The sequence below is a fragment of the Pandoraea pnomenusa genome, from assembly GCF_000767615.3.
Lineage (GTDB): Bacteria > Pseudomonadota > Gammaproteobacteria > Burkholderiales > Burkholderiaceae > Pandoraea > Pandoraea pnomenusa.
Genome location: NZ_CP009553.3, coordinates 1,656,378 through 1,675,983, shown reverse-complemented (window position 1 = coordinate 1,675,983; position 19,606 = coordinate 1,656,378). Strand labels below are relative to the sequence as shown.

The window sequence follows — 19,606 nt, the reverse complement described above, 5'->3', positions numbered from 1 at the left end:
CTGGGTCGCCGGACCGTCTCTCCCGCTTCCCTGTCCGCCATGCCTGCGCCCGCAGCGTGCATTCCGATGCGGCGCGCACGCCGCATCGTCGCGGTGCTATCGCCTCACTGCCCTGCCTCACCGCGCGTATCGCGCACCGCATCCGCCGCATCCATGAGGTCGCCCGGGTTGTCATTTGCCCCGTCCTCGTCCTTGGCGGGCTGCGCCATCCACGCGTGGTAACCCGCCACGCCCATCTTGCGCATCAGCGCTTCGTTGCGCGCGTAGATCGTCTCGGCTTCCGGAAACGCCTCCACGGCGCGGTCGATGCTCGACTCCCGCAGCAGGTGCAGGATCGGGTACGGCGAGCGGTTCGTGTAGTTCTCCACGTCGTCAGGCGCAGTCCCTTCGAACTGATAGTCCGGATGGAAACTCGCGATCTGCAACTCGCCCTCCAGGCCCAGTTGCCTGAGCATGCGCTGCGCAAAGAACAGTGCGTCGTTGAACTCGTGGAACTCGCGCAGTGCGGCCGGCACGATCAGCAGTGTGGTGTCGACTGCCTGTGGGTCCGACCCCGCCAGCCATTGCAGTTCGCGCTCGAGATCGACCAGCGTCCCCTCCATGTCGCGCGCGCCGCTCACCACATAGCGAATCTGTTCCTTCACGTGAACCGCCTTCGCAAAAGGGCAAAGGTTCAACCCGATCACCGCACGCGTGAGCCAGTGGCGCGTGGCGGCGATCACGGTGTCGTGATCCGGTGTCTGCGCGGTCGACTCCGCGGCGGGGGATTTTTTCTCCGGCATATCGAAAACTGGCGATGAATCCTGAAGATGGCATTGTAAATCGCCGCCCGTCGCCACCGGCAAGGCCTCGCTCGATAGCATCGCGGCGCGAATGCCAAAACACGCGTGCCGCATCTGCGCAACCATGCGCCTTTCCCACGACCGCGCGTCTTCACACCATGCCAGGCACACCTCCCATCCCCTCCGCCGCTCACAGCACCAGCAGTCCGGTCACACGTCCCGCCATCGAAGCCGAGCGACGCGGCTATTACCGCGACACCGCTCCTCTGGCCACGCAGTCCCTGCAAGAAGTCCTCCAGGCCCACTTTCACCGCGAATTTCGCCCGCAGGACATCTGGAACACGCTCGTCAACACGCGCACCTACGCTGGCCGCGAACTACACGATCTCTGCGAGGCCGCCTGCCCGAATGGCCCGCTTTTCCTGGAAATGGTGACGCTGCTGATGCTGCCGGAAGCCGACCGCTCGCTCGATCGACTGTCCGACGCCGGCGTCTTTCTGATACCGACGCGCGACCTCTCCCCTTCGCTCGACGCGAGCGCCCTGCTGCGCAGCGACAAGGGCCTCATGTTCTGGTTGCAATACGCGGCGACGCCCACCGGCTATCTGAACCTGTTCGACGCCTCCGACATCTTCGGCGAGCCGGACGACGAGAACACCGCACGTATCGACAAGGCCCTCCAGGTGATGGTCGCCTGCGGCCGCGACAGAACCGACGCGCGTCCCTCGAGCATGACGCGCACACTGCCGGACAATCCGCTCGTCCACCTGTGCAGTCAGATCGCCCCGCAATGGCTCAGACGTCTGCTCGAGATCGGCGCCAGTCCCAATCAGACCAACCGTCACGGCATGCCGCTCACGGTCATCGCCATGCGAGCACAGGCGCTGCGCCTGCATTGCGCTGGTGAGGATCCCTTGCATCCGCATGTGTCGCTGCGCCAACTCGCCCGATTGCTCAGGCATTACGGCGGCGACCTGATGCAACCGAACCGGCACGGCGCCCCCGCAGGTGTAATGCTCGCGATGCTCGGACTGTGCGGAGCCGTCGAAGCCTTGCTCCTGGCCGGCGCGGATCCGAACGCCCCCGATCGCCATGGCAATACGTTCATGCACCATCTGGGCATCATCGCCCGTGCGCGCGACACCGCCGCCAAGCGCGACAACGCCAACCTCGCCCTTTACAGCATCGCCGTCGCGGCGCGACATCACGGCGACCTGACACGCAGGAACCTCGCGGGCCATACGCCCCTGTCGTGGATGCCCGACGCCCAGGGCACGCCGCCGCCCATCAGCCCCGAGTTCATCGACGCCGTGCGCAGGACAGCATTGCGCCGCATCGGCGGTCCCGCCCTCTGACTTCGGCCCGCTGACTCTAGCCCTCAGACTCCGGCCCGGCCCCTCTTCACGGTCGCCCTTCCCGCAGGCATCGAAACACCGACCGCCTCCAAGCACCCGAAACAGCATTTTCCTCGCATCGACGCACCATGCCACACGACTTACGCATGACCAATCCCACGGTGCCGCCCCTGCCGTCGACATCGTCCACCACACCACTGAGGCCACTCCAACCCAAACCGGCGAACCTGACGGAATTGCCCTTGCCCCAGCTGCTTGCCGCCATGCGACGCGGTCATTGTGCCGCGCAGGCAGTGCGCGACCTGCTGCTGCGCACGGACACCGCTTCGGGCCGGGAACTGCGCGATGCCTGCCGAATGACGGACATCACGGCGGCCGAGGACCGCGTCTTCTCCCTGGCATCGCTGCTGGGCACACCGGCGAAGGACCGAACGCTCGCGCAACTCGACGACTGCGGAATTTTCGTCACGCCATCGCGCCGCCTCCACTTGCGCCGCGACGAAGCCGACCTGTTGCTCAGCGACGAGGGCCTGCTTCTCTGGCTCCGATACGCCGCGTCGCCCAGTGCCTACCCGAGCGTGTTCGTCGACACGATCATGAACGAATGCACCGCGCCCGGAACGACCGGAATGACCGGGACGACCGCAGCGGAGGGTCCCAATGCACGACTGCGAACGGCGCTGCGCGTGCTCGTCGCCTGTGGTCGCGACACGACCCGCGATGTGGCCGCCTCCGAGATGCCCGGTCACTTCCATCCCCCGCTGTCGCATCTGTGCAGCCTGGTCGCGCCGGAATGGTTGCCGAGTCTGCTGGATTTCGGCGCGGACGCCAATCAGCGCGCGGCGTCCGGCGTGCCGCTGCTCGCCGCCGCCATGGCTGCCGAGGCCGAGCGCCTGCACCACAGCGGACACCCTCCGCTGACGCTTCATGAATCGCTTTACCGACTGGGGACTTTGCTCGTGTCGAACGGCGCCCTCGCGTCGCAACCGGCCCCCACGGCCTCGCCGCCGGCGATGCTGCTCGCCCTGAACGGCTATTGCGCCGCCGCGGAGGCGGTGCTGTCGCTCGGCGAGACGTGCAACATCGAGAACCACGACGGCAATACCCTGATGCACCACCTCGCCGCCGCCACGCAACACTCGGCACACTCGTACGCCGCCTTCTTTCTTTTCACGGTCGCCCTGCGCTACGACGGCGATCCATGCCAGGCCAATCATGCCGGTGCCACGCCTATCGCCCTGTTGCCACGCAGCCTCGTCAAATACGTTCACCTCTACCGGGCGATGCTCACGCAGGCGCGCGAACGCGCCCGCCACCTGATACTTGAGAGCGAGACGCCGACGGTGTCGGACACCGACGCTCGCCTGTCCCCGCTGACCGTCGCCATGCAGCGCGAAGCGAAGCGCCTGTGCGACGGCGGACACGATCCGCTGCTGCCCCACGCGTCGCTGTTCCAGACGGCCAGAGCGCTGCTACGCCAGGGTGCCGACCGGGAGGCCGTCCACCGGGAATACGCGCTGCCCATCGTTTGGCTCGGCCGGCATGGCTTCTGCGGCGCCGCCGAGGTCCTGCTCTCATTGCAGCCGGACGCGGGCAATGCGCCCGACGACGAAGGCAATACCCTCATGCACTACCTCGCCGGATCCACACGCGCGGCGGGCGACCCGACCCACGCCGATTACCTGCTCAACATCGCCATGCGGTACGGTGCCGATCCGAACCGCGCGAACCGGGCAGGCACCACGCCACTGGCCATGCTCTGCGGCGAACGTGCACGGTTCGTGCGCGCCACCCACGCGTTTGTCTCCGAAACCCACCGCCGCGCCCGCTGGACGATTGCCCACCGTCGTCAGCCCACCACACCTGCGGCGCCCGGTGCGGCCGCGGCGCCCGCCGCGCCCGATGGGTCCCATGCACCCAGGACGCCGGCCCCGTCGTCAGCACCACGGAATCCATCCGGCGCAATGGGTCCACTACGTCCGCCACGCCCGACATGACCTGCCAGGCTGCCGATGCGCCGCCGATGCGACATTCCGCCGCATCGCAATAATATGCATTTAATTTGCATCTTATAATCACCTCGCCGGGCCCCGATGTTGTTGTCGTGAGTTGAGCTGTGAGCCCTGGGGTACCGGCGACCGAATGCCGCACCGTGCCACTGCCTCGCCGAGCGCCCGGCACGATGCCAACGAAACACCCACAAGTGCGACCAAAAAGATGCATATGAATTGCATCTTATATATTCAGGAGTCTTGCCATGCTTTCCGCAGCTTCCCGCCCTTACATCGACGCCAGCGTTCCCGTTTTGCGCGAGCACGGTCTTGCGATCACGCGCCACTTCTACGCGAGCATGTTCGACGCCCACCCCGAGCTGCGCAATCTGTTCAACATGGGCAATCAGGCCAGCGGGGCACAGCAGCAATCGCTCGCCTCGGCGGTGTTCGCCTATGCGGCCAACATCGACAACGCCGCGGCGCTCGGGCCGGTGCTGGAGCGCATCGTGCACAAGCATGTCTCCGTGGGCATTACCCCGTCGCACTATCCGATCGTCGGTCGCCATCTGCTCGGTGCCATCAAGGACGTGCTCGGCGAGGCCGCCACGCCCGAACTCATCGCCGCCTGGGATGAAGCCTACTGGCTGCTCGCCGGGGAGCTGATCGCCGCCGAGGCACGTCTCTCGGAGCGCAGCCATGCACCGCTCGGCATGCTGCGCGAACTGATCGTGGCCGATGTCGACCGCGAAACGGATCACGTTGTCTCGTATTACCTGCGTACGCCCGAGGGCGGCTCGCCGGGCGACTTCGTGCCGGGCCAATACGTGAGCGTGTCCGTCACACTGCCGGACGGGCTGGTTCAGCGCCGCCAGTACAGCCTGTCGGACGCCCCTGGCGCCCCGCACTGGCGCATCACCGTCAAGCGTGAAGACGCCGACGTCGCCAAGCCGGCCGGCCAGGTGTCGAACTGGCTGCACGCCCATCTGAAGGCCGGCGATCGCATCATGGTGAGCCCGCCTTACGGCGAATTCACCCCCCGTCTCGACGCCGCTCACCCGCTCGTGCTGCTCAGCGCCGGCGTGGGCATCACGCCGATGATGTCGATGCTCGCGGAGCTCGCCGCCAAGGGCTCGCGTCGCGACATCGTATTCGCCCATGCCGCCCGCAACGGTTCGCACATGGCGCTGCGCCGCCACATCGCCTACGCGGCGAAGCAATTGCCGCACCTGCGCGTGGTCACGTTCTTCGAAACGCCGCAGGACACCGAGCGCGAAGGCGCCGACTTCACCCATGCCGGGCGCATGGACGTCGCCCACCTGTCGCTGCCCGCCAACGCCGACTATCTGTTGTGCGGTCCGGTACCGTTCATGCAGACACAATGGCGTGCCCTGCGCGACGCCGGGGTGCCGGCCGAGCGCCTGCACCGCGAAGTCTTCGGCCCGGACGCGCTCGACCATCTGTTGTAAGCCCTTGCCGCAAGTTCGTTGCCACCAACGACAAGGTCCCCGTTCGGGGACCTTGTGTCGTTCCGGGCGTTCGGCGTGGATCGCGCCGGCACCATCCGCCTCAATCGATCAACGCACCGGAGGCGTCGTAGAAGGGATGCGCGCCCCCCGCGTCGTCGACGAAGGCGAGGTGCGACACCAGTCCCGTCGACGGCGTGAAACGATGCAGTTCGAACGCCGGGGGATCGAGCACCCAGGCGGACGGTCCGCCGTCGCGCAGATCGAGCGCGACCTGGTGCGCCGGCGAAGGGCACACGCTGGCAATGGTGCCCGCGAAACGCGTGTGAATGGGCCGGTGCACGTGCCCGCAGATCACGCGCTCGACATTGTCGAACCGGCGCACGACGGCGGCGAGCTTCGCGGCGTCGGCCGCGTCGAGCGACTGCACATCCATGTGCTCGATGCCGCACACGAACGGCGGATGGTGCATCGCGATGACCGTCGGCGTTCCCGTATCGGCGGCGAGCGTCGCCTCCAGCCATTGCAGTCGCGCATCGCACAGCCTGCCGCCGCCGTTGGGCGGATCCTGCGTATCGAGCGCCACGAGCCGCATCGGGCCGAACGTCGCAGCGTATTGCACGAACTCCCCGGGATTGCCCAGATAGGTGTGTTCCGGAAACACTTCCCGCAGTGCATCGCGTCCATCGTGATTGCCGATGACGAGGTAGTACGGAATTTCCAGCGGCGCGAGCAGGCTGCGCAGGTGGTCATACTCCTCTCGCGCGCCGAAATCGACGAGATCGCCGGTGAGTACCACGAAGTCCGGGCGCGGCGCGAGCGTATTGAGCCGTGCCACGCAACGCGTCAGATAGGCGGCGGTATCGACACGCCGATAGGCGAGCTTGCCGGGACGTTTGATGTGAAGGTCGCTGATTTGCGCGAACAGCATGAGCGGTTTATCCGTGAAGCGAGAAGACATGGGCAGCGGGCAGCGACAGGCCCACCCGGTCGCCGACGCGGCATTCGCGACGGCTCGAGACTTCGACCAGCACCGCCCCGGCCGACGACACGCCGCTGAGCGTGAGGCGCGTGCGGTCGCCGAGGAACTGCACTTCGTCGATGCAGCCGACGAGCGAGGCCTCGCCCGCGGGCACGACGATGGCATCCTCCGGACGGAAGTAAAGCTCTTGTACGTCGGCTCGTACGTCCGGACAGGCCAGACGGCCGCCCTCGAGATGGAAATGCCCGTCGCGCCACACGCCGGCCAGACGATTGAGCGTGCCGACGAAGTTCGCCACATGCCGCGACGACGGTTGATAGTAGATGTCGCGCGGCGCACCGATCTGCTCGATGCGCCCGGCACTCATCACCACGATGCGATCGCCCAGCGCCATCGCCTCGTCCTGATCGTGCGTCACGTACACCGTCGTGACCCCCAACCCGCGCAACAGACGATCCATGTCGGCACGCACGGTCTCGCGCAGCTTGGCGTCGAGCGCCGTGAGCGGCTCGTCGAGCAACAGCACGCGCGGCTCCGGTGCGAGCGCGCGCGCGAGGGCCACACGCTGCTTCTGGCCGCCCGAGAGCTGCGCGATGGCGCGCTCGGCGAACGGCGTGAGATGCACGAGTTCGAGCAATTCGTTCACGCGCTTGTCGATCTGCGCCGACGGCAGGCCGCGCAGCTTGAGCCCGTATGCCACATTGCCGCGCACGCTGAAGTTCGGAAACAGCGCATAGTTCTGGAACACCATGCCCACACGGCGCTTCTCGATCGGCAGGCGTGTAACGTCCTCGTCGCCGAAAAGCACGCGGCCTCCCGCGTCGGGACGCTCGAGCCCGGCGATCATGCGCAATGTCGTGGTCTTGCCGCAGCCGGACGGCCCGAGCAGAACCAGCGTCTCGCCCGCGCCGATCGTCAGGTCGAGCGGCTGGAGCACGGTGTTGCCGTTGAACGTCTTGGCACAACGTTCCAGATGAATGGGGATGGAAGTCAGTTTCATCGTCATGTCCTTGGCGTTCGGTTCAGGTGCGACCGCGCGCCGAATTTTTCCCGTTGGTGGCCTTCGCGCGCTGCGCCGTCATCTGCATCACGATGAGCAGGGGCACGATCAGCACGAAGAACACCGCCGTATACGCGCTGCCGATCTCCAGCCGCAGCGACGCGTAGGCGTCCGCAAGGCCGACCGGCAATGTCTTGGTGTCCGGGGTGTGCAGCATCCAGGTGAGGTTGAATTCGCCGAGCGAAAGCGTGATCACGATGAGCGCCGCGGCCACGATCTCGCTACGGATATTGGGCAGGACCACGGTGGTGAAGCGTCGCAGGAAGCTCGCCCCGAGACTGGCCGCGCCCTCCTCCATCAGCTTGATGCGCGAGTCGGCGCACGCCGCGGCCACGGCGCGCACCATGAACGGCAACGTGAAGATCACGTGGCCCACCACGATGAACGCCAGGCTCTCGCGAAAACCGCGCATCCCGCCATACACGCTGATCAACGCCAGCGCGCTCGCCAGTCCGGGCAGCGCAATGGGCAGCGTGAGCAATTCCTCGATCCATCGCGCCATGCGGCTCTTCCAGCGCGCGAGCACATAGCCGGCAGGCACGCCGAGCAGCGTCACGAGCACCAGCGTGCTCAGCCCGACGTACAGGGAATTCAGAATGGCGTCGTGATAATCCTGCCAGACCTGGATCACCCATCGGAACGTGAGCCCGGCCGACGGCCCGCGGAAGTAGTTCACCGACAACCCGGCGAGAATCGACATGCCCACGGGAATCAGCAGGAATGCGCACATCAGCAGCGTGAGCGTGAGCTGGAGTGCGAAGAGAATTTTCTTGAGCATCGGATCAACCTCCGGCGGCCACGGCCTGACCCGTGAAATTGCGGGCCAGCATGAGGACGGCCCAGGTCACGATGCCGAGAATGACCGAGAGCGCCGCCGCCGTCGCCACGTTGGCGTTGAGCGTGAATTCGGTGTAGATGGTCATGGGCAGCACGTCGATATCCGTCGCGAGCGTGAAGGCCGTGCCGAATGCGCCAACCGAGGTCGCGAAACACATCGCGCCCGAGGCGATCAGCGCCGGCGCCAGCGCGGGGAGTGTCACGTCGCGCGCAATGGCGAACGGCCCCGCGCCCAGCGACGCCGCCGCTTCCGTGAGCGAATGATCGAGCGATTCCGCCGCCGCCATCACGGCGAGAATCACGCGCGGAATCGAGAAGTACAGATATCCGAGAAACAGGCCCGCGAGCGAGTAGGCAAACACGAGCTTGTGGCCGACGAGCTTGAGCGTGAGATCGCCGATGAGGCCCTGACGCCCCGCGAGCATGATGACCATGAAGCCGACCACCACGCCAGGGAACGCCAAGGGCAGGGTCAGCATCGACACGAGTGCCGATTTGCCCCGAAAGTCATGACGGGTGAGGAAGAGGCCCGCCACAAGCGACAACGCCAGTGTGGCCAGCGTGACCAGTGCCGAGAGCACCACGGTCTGCCATAGGCTGTCGAGATAGCGCGCATTGGTGAGAATCGCGCGATAGGTCTCGAACGCATGACCGTCGCCGCTCACCTGCACGAGGGCGGCCATCGGCAACAGCCAGAACGCCAGAAAGACCGCCAGCGCCGGTAGCAGAAGTGCCACGCGCCAGCCGCGCGGCAGAGTCAGGTCACGCATCGCTTGCTTTGCTCCTCTTCCTCGTTGGGCTTTGCCGTGCTCAGCGCACGTTCTTCAGATACTGCTGACCGAACGCATCCTGCTGCGCGGCCAGCTTCTGCAGATCGACCGGCTTCACACGGGCATAGTCGGTGGCCGGCAGGAACTTGGCGGCCACGTCCGCCGGCATCGTGTTGGCACGCACCGGACGCAGGAACGCATGCGCCCAATGCGCCTGGCCCTTGTCCGAGAGCGTGTAGTCGATCACCTTCTTGCCGTTGTCGGCATGCGGCGCGCCCCTGACCAGTGCGATGACGTACGGCAGCGACACGGTGCCTTCCATCGGAATCACGAACTGCACGTTGGCGCGGTCCTTGTAGATCGCACGGTACGCGTTGAAGTCGAAGTCGATCAGGATAGGAATCTCACCCGAGAGCACGCGAGCGTAGGCCGTCTGCTTCGGCACGATCGGCGCGTTGGCCTTGAGCTTCTGAAAATAGCCGATGGCCGGACCGAAGTTGTCCATCGAGCCGCCGAGCGCCTGGTTGGCGGCGATCGCCGCGGCATAGCCCGCGAACGCGCTGCTCGGGTCCAGATAACCCACCATGCCGCGATACTCCGGCTTGAGCAGGTCGGCCCACGAACGCGGCACCGGCTTGCCCTCGAGCGCGTCGCGGTTCACGAAGAAACCCACCGTGCCCGAGTGGATCGTGGTCCACATGCCGTTCGGGTCCTTCAGATTGGCCGGCACCTGATCCCAGTTGGCGGGCTTGTACGGCGCGAGCAGACCCTTCTTGGCCGCTTCGATCGCGGACGTGATCCCCAGGTACACGATGTCGGCCACCGGCGCCTTCTGCTCGGCGATGAGCTGCGCGACCGCCTGACCGGAGTTCTTGTTGTCGAGCGGCACGCGAATGCCGGTGTCCTGTGCAATCGCCTTGACCTGACCAGCCCAGTCCGCCCACTCCGGCGGGCAGTTGTAACAGATGGCGGTCTGCTGGGCCTGCGCGGCGCCAGCGCCGAGCAAGGTGCAAAGCGCCAGCGTGCGTGCGGCGCGGGTAATCCAAAGCTTCATTTCCGGGCTCCTGAATGTCTGAGCGTTGGCGGCACTCTCATGCCGCCGCAAGTTGCGGTCTGGTGCTAGTCCAATGCCTGATTGCCTCGGCGAACGCTGTGCTCTCTTGGCGGAGCCAGTCGTGCGCCCATTTCCTTGCTTACTGCTGCCCTGCAAAACCTTCAAAACCTTCGCCAGCCCCTATTCATCACTGCCTGGGCCTTGCTGGCCGATGCCGTGCGGCGGCGCCGCCACCGTGCCGCCCCGCCGAATCTCGTGCGGCAGGATCAGCGCGTGGCTCGGCGACGCCTCGTGCCCGGGCGTCGCACCGGCGCGCGCGTCGATTTGCGCGAGCAGGCGTTGCGCCGCGTGGCGGCCGATCTCCACGCTCGGCTGCACGACGGTGGCGAGCGTGGGCGAGAGCAGCTCGCCCACGGCCAGGCCGTCGAAACCGAGCACGGACATGTCGTCGGGCACGCGCAGTCCCGCCTCGCGCAGCGCGCGCATCACGCCGAGGGCAAGCAAATCGTTGGAGCAGAAGATGGCGGTGGGGCGAGCGCCGTCGCGCTCGCGCTGCGCCAGCCACTCGCGCACGCGTTCGCCGCGTGCACCACTGTTGAAATCGATTTCGACGGCGGGCAGCGGCGTGAGGCCGGCGGCCCGCATGGCGTCGCCATAGCCGAGATAACGCCGCTTGGCACGGTCGGAGGCGTGCAGCGCCCCGGTCACCATGACGATGTCGCGATGTCCCGCTTCGATCAGCATTGCCACGCCCTGCGCGGCGGCCGCCCGGTTGTCGACCGACACGCACGGCCGCGCCGGCGCGTCGTTGTAGAGCATCTGGCAGGGCACGCCTTCGGCGGCGAGATCGTCGATCAGCGCACTGTGCTCGGCATCGGCCAGCGTGAGCAGCAGACCGTCGACGCGCTGTTGCAACAACGTTTCGATGGCGTTGCGCTCGCGCTCGGGGTCGTACTGCGTGGTCACGAGCAGCAGCCGGCGGCCGGTGCCGTCGATGGCCGCCTCGATCCCTTCGAGACAGTCGGCGAACACGGGGTTGCCCAGCGTGGGCAGCATCACGCCGATCAGGCCGGTGCGCTCGCCACGCAACTGCCGCCCGAGCGCATTCGGGCGGAACTTGAGTTCCGCCGCGGCGGCCTGCACCCGTGCCAGCGTCTCGGGGCGCACCAGTTGCGGCGAATTGAGGGCGCGCGACACCGTCGCAATCGAACATCCCGCGCGCTGCGCCACGTCCCGGATATCTGCCACGCCCATGCTCCTCTCGTTAGTGTCGTCAAACGACGCCGATATCGACGTTGACGGATTTTGCGTAAATGTAAACGTTTACGAAAACGTTTTCACTACGGGATTGTATGGAGGGAATGTGATGAATTGATGACAGGCCCAGGGGCGATGGCCGGTGCCGGCAAAGCGCGCCAGCCCGCCTATACTGGAAGTCCGATGCGGTTCCCCTCGGGCGCATTTGCCGCACCGGGCATGACGACGCCCCCTCCAACCACGAACGGGATCGGCCATGAACGAGTATCACTTTCTGACCCTTTGGCGGCTCACCGCGCCGCTCAACGAAGTCTGGGACACGATCCGCGACGTGGACCATTGGGCACGTTGGTGGCCATGCGTGCGCGAAGTGCGCACGCTGGATCCGGGCGATGCCGACGGTGTGGGCGCCGTGCGCGAACTCACATGGCATGGCGCCTTGCCCTACTCGCTGACGTTCGAGACCCGCATCACCCACGTCGAGCCCATGCGCGAAGTGCGCAGCGTGGCCACCGGCGAGGCGCAAGGCACCGGCGTGTGGCGTTTCGATACCGAAGGCGCGATCACGGTCGTGCGCTATGCCTGGGACGTGCACACCACGCGGCCATGGATGAACAAGCTCGCCCCCCTTGCCCAGCCGTTGTTCCGCTGGAACCACAATTACGTGATGCGCCGCGGCGGCGAAGGACTTGCCGCCCTGCTCAACGCCCACCTGGTCGAATATCTGGACTCCGACCTGCCTCCCGCGGCCATCGGCGAGGAACGTGACCCGCGCGACCTTCGTGAAGCCCGCGCCCGGGTGAACCACCCATCCCACCGCTGAACGGCGCTGCTATTCCCGCTGCTATTCCCGCTGCTATTCCATTTAGGAATAGACGATCCGCGACATTTCATTATTTTTTATAGACCCGGATGCCTAGACTTGAGGGCATCCGGTGGAGGACCCATGGCGTCGAGCGCCGCGCCGCCACCCCGCAAAACACTCAGCTCCAGGAGACCTCGTGAGCCTTGCGACTGCGCCGCTGCTGCGGCATTACGTGGACGGTGCGTTCGTCGCCACCGATCGTCAGTTCGATAACCTCAGCCCGGTCGACGGGCATTGCGTCGCGAAGGTTTGCGAAGCGGACGCCACCACGGTCGATCGCGCCGTGCGCGCCGCGCGCCGCGCCCTGCACGAAGGCCCATGGGGCAAGACCACGCCGGCCGAGCGCGCGGACGTGCTGCATCGCATCGCCGACGGCATCCAGGCGCGCTTCGACGAATTCGTGGCCGCCGAAGTGGCCGACACGGGACGCCCGCAGGAACAGGCACGCACCCTCGACATCGCGCGCGGCATCGCCAACTTCCGAATGTTTGCGGACCTCATCAAGACCGCCGGCAGCGAGGTCTTCGAGATGCGCGCGGCCGACGGCGGCGACGTGATGAACTACGTCACACGCAAGCCGCTCGGCGTGATCGGCATCATCTCGCCGTGGAACCTGCCGCTGCTGCTCTTCACGTGGAAGGTTGCCCCCGCCCTGGCGATGGGCAACTGCGTGGTGGCCAAGCCCTCGGAAGAAACGCCCTCGTCCGCCACGCTGCTCGCCGAGGTGATGCACGACGCCGGCGTGCCGCCGGGCGTGTTCAACCTCGTGCACGGATTCGGGCCGAACTCGGCGGGCGAATTCCTCACCCGGCACCCGGACGTCGCCGCGATCACGTTCACCGGCGAATCGCGCACCGGCAGCGCCATCATGAAGGCCGTGGCCGACGGCGTGAAAGAAATCTCATTCGAACTCGGCGGCAAGAACGCCGCCGTGGTGTTCGCCGACGCCGACTTCGAGAAGGCTGTCGACGGCGTGGTGCGCTCCTCGTTCACCAATGCCGGCCAGGTCTGCCTGTGCTCCGAGCGTGTCTATGTCGAGCGCCCGATCTTCGACAAATTCGTGGCCGCGCTCGGCGAACGGGCCGCCGCGCTGCGCATCGACGCGCCCGATGCGCCGGGGGTGCAGATGGGGCCGCTCGTTTCCCGAAAGCATCGCGAGAAGGTGCTCTCGTACTATCGGCTCGCGGTGGAGGAAGGTGCCACGGTCGTCACCGGCGGCGGCGTGCCGACGTTCGGCGATGGCCGCGACGAAGGCGCATTCGTGCAGCCCACCGTCTGGACCGGCCTGCCGGACTCGGCGCGCTGCGTGCGCGAAGAGATCTTCGGACCGGTGTGTCACGTGGCGCCGTTCGACACCGAAGAGGAAGTGATTCGTCGCGTGAACGACAGCGACTACGGTCTGGCCGGATGCGTGTGGACGACGAATCTTTCGCGCGCGCACCGGGTGGCCCGGCAGTTCCAGACCGGACTCGTGTGGGTCAACACATGGTTCCTGCGCGATCTGCGCACGCCGTTCGGCGGCGTGAAGCTCTCGGGACTGGGCCGCGAGGGCGGCCGCCACTCGCTCGATTTCTATTCCGAAATCACCAACATCTGCATCAAACTGTGAGGCGACGGTGCGGCGCAATCGATGGGGGTCGAGCGCGCCGCACCCGTGCGCCAATGCTACCCAAGCCAATCGGAGACTGAATCCATGAGCGCATCGCAAGACACGCAGGCCCGCGTGGTCGAAGGCAAGGCCAGACCGCGCGGCAAATTCCCACACATCAAGCGCGCCGGAGACTTCCTGTTCGTCTCGGGCACCAGCTCGCGCCGTCCGGACAATACCTACGCCGGCGCCCAGGTCGATGCCCTGGGCGTGACCCAACTGGACATTCGCGAGCAGACCCGCGCGGTCATCGAGAACATTCGCGACATTCTCGCCAGCGAAGGCGCCTCGCTCGCCGACGTGGTCGAAGTCGGCGCGTTTCTCGTCAACATGAACGACTTCGGCGGCTACAACGAAGTGTACGGCGAGTATTTCGACGAGAGCGGCCCCACGCGCACCACCGTGGCGGTGCACCAGTTGCCGCATCCGCTGCTGCTCGTCGAGATCAAATGCGTGGCGTACTCGCCGCGCGCACGCTGACGAGACAGCGGCCAACCGATACCCCACCTGACGCGGCATGACCCGGGAGACAGCATGTTGACGTATGGCAAGCCTTTCAATTTCCAGCGCTGGATCGACGACCACGCACATTTGCTCAAACCGCCCGTGGGCAACCAGCAAGTCTGGCAGGACAGCGATTTCATCGTGACGGTCGTGGGCGGCCCGAACCATCGCACCGATTATCACGACGATCCGCTCGAGGAATTCTTTTACCAGTTCAAGGGCAATGCCTGGGTGAACCTGTGGATCGACGGCCGCGCCGAGCGCATCGATCTCAAGGAAGGCGACATCTTCCTGTTGCCGCCGCATGTGCGCCACTCGCCGCAGCGTCCCGAAGCCGGCAGCCTGTGCCTCGTGATCGAGCGCCAGCGCCCCGCCGGACTGCTGGACGGCTTCGAGTGGTACTGCCTGAATTGCGGCACCCGCGTGCACCGCGTGGAAGTCCAGCTCAAGAGCATCGTGACCGACCTGCCCCCGCTTTTCGAGGCGTTCTACGGCAACGAAGCGTTGCGCCGCTGCCCGGGCTGCGGAGAGATCCACCCGGGGCGCGCCGCGCAACCGAAGACCACCGCGGCATCCGCCTGAGCCACAGCGCCGCCCTCTGAACCCAATACGTCACGTCATGAAGAAAATCGACATGCACGCCCACTTCTTCCCGCGCATCGCGCGGGAGGAAGCGGCCCGCCTCGACCCCGCCACCGCGCCCTGGCTTCGTATCGACGACGGTGGCGAGACCGGCAACATCATGCTCGACGACCGTGCCTTCCGGCCGGTCTACCGCGCGTTGTGGGATCCCGCGCTGCGTATCGAAGAACTCGACCGTCACGGCATCGACCTGCAGGTCGTGTGTGCCACGCCGATCATGTTCGGCTACCGCTACGAGGGCCGCAAGGTGATCGACTGGGTGCGGCGCATGAACGATCTCGCGCTCGAACATTGCGCCTACGCCCCCACTCGCCTGAAGGCCATGGCGCAGGTGCCGCTGCAGGATCTCGACCTGGCTTGCGCGGAAGCCTCGCGTGCCAAGGCCACCGGCCACGTGGGCGTGCAGATCGGCAACCACCTGGGGCCGAAAGATCTGGACGACGAACAACTCGTGGCGTTTTTGCGGCACTGCGGCAACGAGCACATTCCCGTGCTGGTACATCCGTGGGACATGATGACCGACGGGCGCATGAAGAAGTGGATGATGCCGTGGCTCGTGGCCATGCCCGCCGAGACGCAGCTCTCGATCCTCTCGCTGATCCTCTCCGGCGCGTTCGAGCGCCTGCCGCGCTCGCTCAAGCTGTGCTTCGCCCATGGCGGCGGCGCGTTCCCGTATCTGCTCGGCCGCGCCGAGAACGCGTGGCACTGCCGCGACATCGTGCGCGCCGACAGCCCTCATCCGCCGTCGCACTATCTCGAACGCTTTTACGTGGACAGCGCGGTGTTCGACCCGCGCGCCCTGCGCCTGCTGGTCGACACCATGGGCGTGGAGCGCATCATGCTCGGCTCGGACCACCCCTTCCCGCTCGGCGAACAGGACATCGGCCGGCTCGTGGCCGAGCAGCCGGGCCTGGACGAGACCGCCCGGGCACGCATTCTGGCCGGCAACGCCCGGGAGTTCTTCAACCTCTGACTGGTGCTTTCCCGAGGTGTTTTTGAAATTGCTTGCCTACGCAAAAGGCGTCGTTTAGGCTGGGCACTGAAATATTTGACGCTTAAACAATATAGGACGATTTGTATCAGTCTGACGCGCCTGGCCTGCCATGACCGACGTGAAGAAGCGGTCAAGTATCCCGGCGCAAGTCCTCTGCTGACAGTGATTGCCAGTTTCGGCACTTAGTTTGGAGACCATGATGACGGGAACGAAGACCACGCAACGCAAAGCCATCGCCGTACTGGGCGCCGTCGCCGCAGCCGCCGCGATGTTCGCATCGACCGGGGCGCACGCCCAGGTGAAGATCGGTTTCATCGGTACGCTCTCCGGCCCCGGCGGCGCGCTCGGGCAGGACCAGTACGACGCCTTCATGCTCGCCGTCGAGCAAAAGGGCGGCAAGCTCGGCGGCGTGCCGGTGCAGGTCATCAAGGAAGACGACCAGCTCAAGCCCGACGTGGGCGTGCAGGCCGCGCAGAAGCTCGTGGAGCGCGACAAGGTGTCGATCATCACCGGCGTGACGTTCTCGAACGTGATGATGGCCATCCACAAGAACGTGACGAACGCGGGCGTGGTCATGGTCGGCTCGAACGCCGGCCCGACGCCGATCGCCGGCGCGCAGTGCTCGCCGAACTTCTTCTCGACCTCGTGGGACAACGACGAGCTGCACGAGGCGGGCGGTCAGCTCTCGACCGATCTCGGCTACAAGAAGATGTACGTGATGGCGCCGAACTATCAAGCCGGACGCGACGCCGTGAACGGCTTCAAGCGCGACTACAAGGGGCAGATCGTCGACGAGGTGTACACCCAGGTCAATCAGCCGGACTACTCGGCCGAAATTGCCCAGTTGCAGGCCGCCAAGCCCGACGCCGTCTATGTGTTCTATCCGGGCGGCATGGGCGTGAACTTCGTCAAGCAGTACCGCCAGGCCGGCTTGCTCGGCAAGATCCCGCTGATCTCGGTGTCGACCATCGACGGCTCCACCCTGCCCGCGCTCAAGGAACTGGCCGTGGGGGCGATCACCAGCGCGCCGTACTCGCCGGATCTCGACAACGCGCAGAACAAGCAGTTCGTCGCGGCCTTCCAGAAAAAGTACAACCGCGTGCCCTCGATGTACGCCGCGCAGTCGTATGACGCGGCCAACCTGATCGACTCCGCGCTTGCCAAGACCAAGGGCAGCGTGGCGGACCGCGAAGCGCTGCGCACCGCGCTCAAGGCGGCCGACTTCGCGTCGGTGCGCGGACCGTTCAAGTTCGCCAGCAACCAGTTCCCCGTCGCGCAGTTCTATCGCGTGGACGTGGTGAAGGACGCCTCGGGCGCCGCCTTCGCCACCAAGGGGCAAATCCACATCAAGACGCGCGCCGATCTGGCCGCACAGTGCAAGATCAAATCGTAAGCTGCTGCGCATTGCATGGTGGGGCCGTCGTGGCTCACGATGTCCCGCCATGCGTGATGTGAACTGCTGGACCGGCACACGGCGAGCGCGCCCCGCGCGCGGGATCGCCGCGGGCCGCTGCTGAAGTGTCCGTGGCCCCCACCGCCACCGTCACCGCCGTTGCACGACCCGGGCCATACCGGAGCACCATCGAGGGTTTATGAAGCGCTACCGCAATTTCGACGACGCCGAGCTGGACGTTCAATACAACGCTCGCGCCACCACGCCGAACATTCTCGACATCCTGGAACAGTACGCCGCCGACAGCGCGCATGCCCGCGCGACCACGCCGTGCGTCCTGGATGTCGCCTACGGGGAGCATCCCGACGAAACGCTGGACATCTTTCCCGCGCCCGCGCCCGGCGCCCCCGTGTTCTTCTTCGTGCACGGCGGCTACTGGCGCGCGCTCAACAAGAGCGATTCGAGCAACATGGCGCCCGCCTTCACACGCGCCGGCGCCACGGTGGTCGCCGTCAACTACTCGCTCGCGCCGGGTGCCTCGCTCGACACCATCGTCGACCAGACCCGACGTGCGCTCGCGTGGGTGCATCGCCACATCGGCGAGCACCACGGCGACGCGCGCCGCATCCATGTCTGCGGCAGCTCGGCCGGCGGCCACCTGGTGGGCATGCTGCTTGCCCACGGCTGGCACGCGGCATACGGCGTCCCCGAGAACGTGATCGCCGGCGCGGTGCCGCTCTCCGGCCTGTTCGACCTCACGCCCATTCCGTTCACGCACATCAATGAATGGATGAAGCTCTCCGAGGAAGACGCCCGCCGCAACAGCCCGTATTTCCAGTTGCCCTCGCACGGCTGCCCGCTGGTGGTGTCGTACGGCGAGACCGAGACAGCCGAGTTCAAGCGCCAGACCGACGACTATCTCGCGGCGTGGCGCGCCAGAGGCTTCGAGGGGACGTACGTGCCGATGCCCGGCACCAACCACTTCGATATCGTACTCACGCTCAACGACGCCGCGAGCCCGCTCACGCAGGCCATCTTCCGCCAGATGGGGCTTCCCCGGGAGGCGACATGAGTCTCACGCTTTTCGTCATGCAGTGCCTGAACGGCCTGCAACTGGGCATTCTGCTGTTCCTGATGGCCGCCGGCCTCACGCTGGTTTTCGGCATCATGAATTTCGTGAACCTCGCGCACGGCTCGCTGTACATGATGGGCGCCTTCATCGCCGCCACCGTGTACAACCACACGGGATCGTTCGCGCTTGCCGCCGTGGCGATCGTGCCGGCCATGCTCGTCATCGGCCTGATCGTCGAGTTTGTCGCGCTCAAGACCCTTTACGACCGCGATCACCTCGACCAGGTACTGGCCACCTTCGGCCTGATCCTGTTCTTCAATGAACTGGCCCGGATGATCTGGGGGCCGTCGCCGTACTACATGGAAGTGCCCGAATGGCTCGCCGGCACGGTGAATCTGTTCGGCCTGGCGTACCCGGCATACCGTTTCCTCATCATCGTGGTGGGTCTTGCGGTGGCGCTCGGCTGCTATGTGCTCATCCACCGCACGCGCATCGGCATGCTGATCCGCGCCGGCTCCACGCACCGCCAGATGGTCGGCGCGCTGGGGGTGAACATTGTGCTGCTCAATTCGCTGCTGTTCGGCCTGGGCGCGATTCTCGCCGGGATTGCCGGCCTGATGGCGGGCCCGATCCTGTCGGTTCAGCCGGGCATGGGCGAGCCGATCCTGATTCTCACGATGGTCGTGATCGTGATCGGCGGCATCGGCTCGGTGCGCGGCGCGTTTCTCGCGGCGTTGATCGTCGGCGTGGTCGATACGGTCGGCCGAACGGCATTGCCCGCACTGCTGCGCAGCCTCATGGAGCGCAGCACCGCGGACACCGCCGGCCCCGCGCTGGCGTCGATGCTCATCTACCTTGTGATGGCCGCCGTGCTCGCCGTGCGCCCGCAAGGTCTCTTCCCGGTCAAACACGGCTGACGATGGAAACGATGGAA

18 protein-coding genes are annotated in these 19,606 nt (G+C 66.1%); 11 read left to right on the top strand and 7 right to left on the bottom strand.

The annotated features are described in order from the left end of the window. Positions 1–104: 104 nt before the first annotated feature. Positions 105–782, bottom strand: coding sequence for a DUF1415 domain-containing protein (locus tag LV28_RS31695; RefSeq protein WP_048806694.1), 678 nt, complete (start codon positions 780–782; stop codon positions 105–107). Positions 783–940: 158 nt separating this feature from the next. On the opposite strand from LV28_RS31695, the gene LV28_RS31690 reads away from it, so the two are divergent. The 3 genes from LV28_RS31690 (at position 941) to hmpA (ending at position 5,597) form a co-directional block, all read left to right on the top strand. Next, on the top strand, positions 941–2,137 hold the full coding sequence (locus LV28_RS31690; protein ID WP_038618219.1) for an ankyrin repeat domain-containing protein: 1,197 nt from the start codon (positions 941–943) through the stop codon (positions 2,135–2,137). Between the two features lie 146 nt (positions 2,138–2,283). After that, complete coding sequence (locus LV28_RS31685; protein ID WP_147291575.1) at positions 2,284–4,134, top strand: ankyrin repeat domain-containing protein; 1,851 nt, start codon at positions 2,284–2,286, stop codon at positions 4,132–4,134. A 260-nt stretch (positions 4,135–4,394) separates the two neighbouring features. Continuing rightward, complete coding sequence (gene hmpA / locus LV28_RS31680) at positions 4,395–5,597, top strand: NO-inducible flavohemoprotein (protein ID WP_023595084.1); 1,203 nt, start codon at positions 4,395–4,397, stop codon at positions 5,595–5,597. A 100-nt stretch (positions 5,598–5,697) separates the two neighbouring features. Here hmpA and LV28_RS31675 read toward each other — a convergent pair whose 3' ends face one another. The 6 genes from LV28_RS31675 to LV28_RS31650 form a co-directional block, all read right to left on the bottom strand. Beyond that, positions 5,698–6,525, bottom strand: a complete 828-nt coding sequence (locus LV28_RS31675) for a phosphodiesterase (protein WP_038618225.1) — start codon at positions 6,523–6,525, stop codon at positions 5,698–5,700. Positions 6,526–6,532: 7 nt separating this feature from the next. Then, positions 6,533–7,576 carry an ABC transporter ATP-binding protein gene (locus tag LV28_RS31670; protein WP_023871854.1) on the bottom strand — a complete coding sequence of 348 codons (1,044 nt, stop codon included), beginning with the start codon at positions 7,574–7,576 and terminating at the stop codon, positions 6,533–6,535. Positions 7,577–7,598: 22 nt separating this feature from the next. Continuing rightward, entirely contained in the window at positions 7,599–8,414 is an 816-nt protein-coding gene (locus LV28_RS31665) for an ABC transporter permease (protein ID WP_023871855.1), read from the bottom strand. A gap of 4 nt (positions 8,415–8,418) precedes the next feature. After that, complete coding sequence (locus LV28_RS31660; RefSeq protein WP_023595080.1) at positions 8,419–9,243, bottom strand: ABC transporter permease; 825 nt, start codon at positions 9,241–9,243, stop codon at positions 8,419–8,421. A 40-nt stretch (positions 9,244–9,283) separates the two neighbouring features. Then, a complete protein-coding gene (locus tag LV28_RS31655; RefSeq protein ID WP_038618229.1) occupies positions 9,284–10,297 on the bottom strand; it encodes an extracellular solute-binding protein in 1,014 nt (337 codons plus the stop codon). 180 nt (positions 10,298–10,477) lie between these two features. After that, complete coding sequence (locus LV28_RS31650; RefSeq protein WP_048806407.1) at positions 10,478–11,551, bottom strand: LacI family DNA-binding transcriptional regulator; 1,074 nt, start codon at positions 11,549–11,551, stop codon at positions 10,478–10,480. Between the two features lie 259 nt (positions 11,552–11,810). Here LV28_RS31650 and LV28_RS31645 point away from each other — a divergent pair, with 259 nt between their 5' ends. The 8 genes from LV28_RS31645 to LV28_RS31610 all read left to right on the top strand — a co-directional run bounded on the left by LV28_RS31645 (position 11,811) and on the right by LV28_RS31610 (position 19,589). Then, positions 11,811–12,377: an SRPBCC family protein gene (locus LV28_RS31645; protein WP_038618231.1), complete on the top strand. Its 567-nt coding sequence runs from the start codon at positions 11,811–11,813 to the stop codon at positions 12,375–12,377. A 178-nt stretch (positions 12,378–12,555) separates the two neighbouring features. Further along, positions 12,556–14,028: a 2-hydroxymuconic semialdehyde dehydrogenase gene (locus LV28_RS31640; RefSeq protein ID WP_038618234.1), complete on the top strand. Its 1,473-nt coding sequence runs from the start codon at positions 12,556–12,558 to the stop codon at positions 14,026–14,028. An 84-nt stretch (positions 14,029–14,112) separates the two neighbouring features. Beyond that, positions 14,113–14,547, top strand: a complete 435-nt coding sequence (locus LV28_RS31635; RefSeq protein WP_023595075.1) for a RidA family protein — start codon at positions 14,113–14,115, stop codon at positions 14,545–14,547. Positions 14,548–14,601: 54 nt separating this feature from the next. Beyond that, entirely contained in the window at positions 14,602–15,153 is a 552-nt protein-coding gene (locus LV28_RS31630) for a 3-hydroxyanthranilate 3,4-dioxygenase (protein ID WP_023595074.1), read from the top strand. Between the two features lie 37 nt (positions 15,154–15,190). Continuing rightward, complete coding sequence (locus LV28_RS31625) at positions 15,191–16,186, top strand: amidohydrolase family protein (protein ID WP_038618237.1); 996 nt, start codon at positions 15,191–15,193, stop codon at positions 16,184–16,186. A gap of 220 nt (positions 16,187–16,406) precedes the next feature. Then, entirely contained in the window at positions 16,407–17,600 is a 1,194-nt protein-coding gene (locus tag LV28_RS31620; protein ID WP_023595072.1) for an ABC transporter substrate-binding protein, read from the top strand. Between the two features lie 199 nt (positions 17,601–17,799). Continuing rightward, the gene (locus tag LV28_RS31615) at positions 17,800–18,672 is read left to right on the top strand and encodes an alpha/beta hydrolase (protein WP_025250515.1); all 873 of its coding nucleotides are present in this window, start codon (positions 17,800–17,802) and stop codon (positions 18,670–18,672) included. Beyond that, positions 18,669–19,589, top strand: coding sequence for a branched-chain amino acid ABC transporter permease (locus tag LV28_RS31610; protein ID WP_023595070.1), 921 nt, complete (start codon positions 18,669–18,671; stop codon positions 19,587–19,589). Before LV28_RS31615 ends, LV28_RS31610 begins: the two co-directional genes overlap by 4 nt. Positions 19,590–19,606: the final 17 nt, after the last annotated feature.

What these genes read in the sequence shown, in the direction of transcription:
- LV28_RS31665 (WP_023871855.1), bottom strand. Translation starts at nt 8,414, where the DNA reads ATGCTCAAGAAAATTCTCTTCGCACTCCAGCTCACGCTCACGCTGCTG.
- hmpA (WP_023595084.1), top strand. Translation starts at nt 4,395, where the DNA reads ATGCTTTCCGCAGCTTCCCGCCCTTACATCGACGCCAGCGTTCCCGTT.
- LV28_RS31660 (WP_023595080.1), bottom strand. Translation starts at nt 9,243, where the DNA reads ATGCGTGACCTGACTCTGCCGCGCGGCTGGCGCGTGGCACTTCTGCTA.
- LV28_RS31630 (WP_023595074.1), top strand. Translation starts at nt 14,602, where the DNA reads ATGTTGACGTATGGCAAGCCTTTCAATTTCCAGCGCTGGATCGACGAC.
- LV28_RS31685 (WP_147291575.1), top strand. Translation starts at nt 2,284, where the DNA reads ATGACCAATCCCACGGTGCCGCCCCTGCCGTCGACATCGTCCACCACA.
- LV28_RS31690 (WP_038618219.1), top strand. Translation starts at nt 941, where the DNA reads ATGCCAGGCACACCTCCCATCCCCTCCGCCGCTCACAGCACCAGCAGT.
- LV28_RS31675 (WP_038618225.1), bottom strand. Translation starts at nt 6,525, where the DNA reads ATGCTGTTCGCGCAAATCAGCGACCTTCACATCAAACGTCCCGGCAAG.
- LV28_RS31620 (WP_023595072.1), top strand. Translation starts at nt 16,407, where the DNA reads ATGACGGGAACGAAGACCACGCAACGCAAAGCCATCGCCGTACTGGGC.
- LV28_RS31650 (WP_048806407.1), bottom strand. Translation starts at nt 11,551, where the DNA reads ATGGGCGTGGCAGATATCCGGGACGTGGCGCAGCGCGCGGGATGTTCG.
- LV28_RS31645 (WP_038618231.1), top strand. Translation starts at nt 11,811, where the DNA reads ATGAACGAGTATCACTTTCTGACCCTTTGGCGGCTCACCGCGCCGCTC.
- LV28_RS31610 (WP_023595070.1), top strand. Translation starts at nt 18,669, where the DNA reads ATGAGTCTCACGCTTTTCGTCATGCAGTGCCTGAACGGCCTGCAACTG.
- LV28_RS31615 (WP_025250515.1), top strand. Translation starts at nt 17,800, where the DNA reads ATGAAGCGCTACCGCAATTTCGACGACGCCGAGCTGGACGTTCAATAC.
- LV28_RS31625 (WP_038618237.1), top strand. Translation starts at nt 15,191, where the DNA reads ATGAAGAAAATCGACATGCACGCCCACTTCTTCCCGCGCATCGCGCGG.
- LV28_RS31655 (WP_038618229.1), bottom strand. Translation starts at nt 10,297, where the DNA reads ATGAAGCTTTGGATTACCCGCGCCGCACGCACGCTGGCGCTTTGCACC.
- LV28_RS31670 (WP_023871854.1), bottom strand. Translation starts at nt 7,576, where the DNA reads ATGAAACTGACTTCCATCCCCATTCATCTGGAACGTTGTGCCAAGACG.
- LV28_RS31695 (WP_048806694.1), bottom strand. Translation starts at nt 782, where the DNA reads ATGCCGGAGAAAAAATCCCCCGCCGCGGAGTCGACCGCGCAGACACCG.
- LV28_RS31635 (WP_023595075.1), top strand. Translation starts at nt 14,113, where the DNA reads ATGAGCGCATCGCAAGACACGCAGGCCCGCGTGGTCGAAGGCAAGGCC.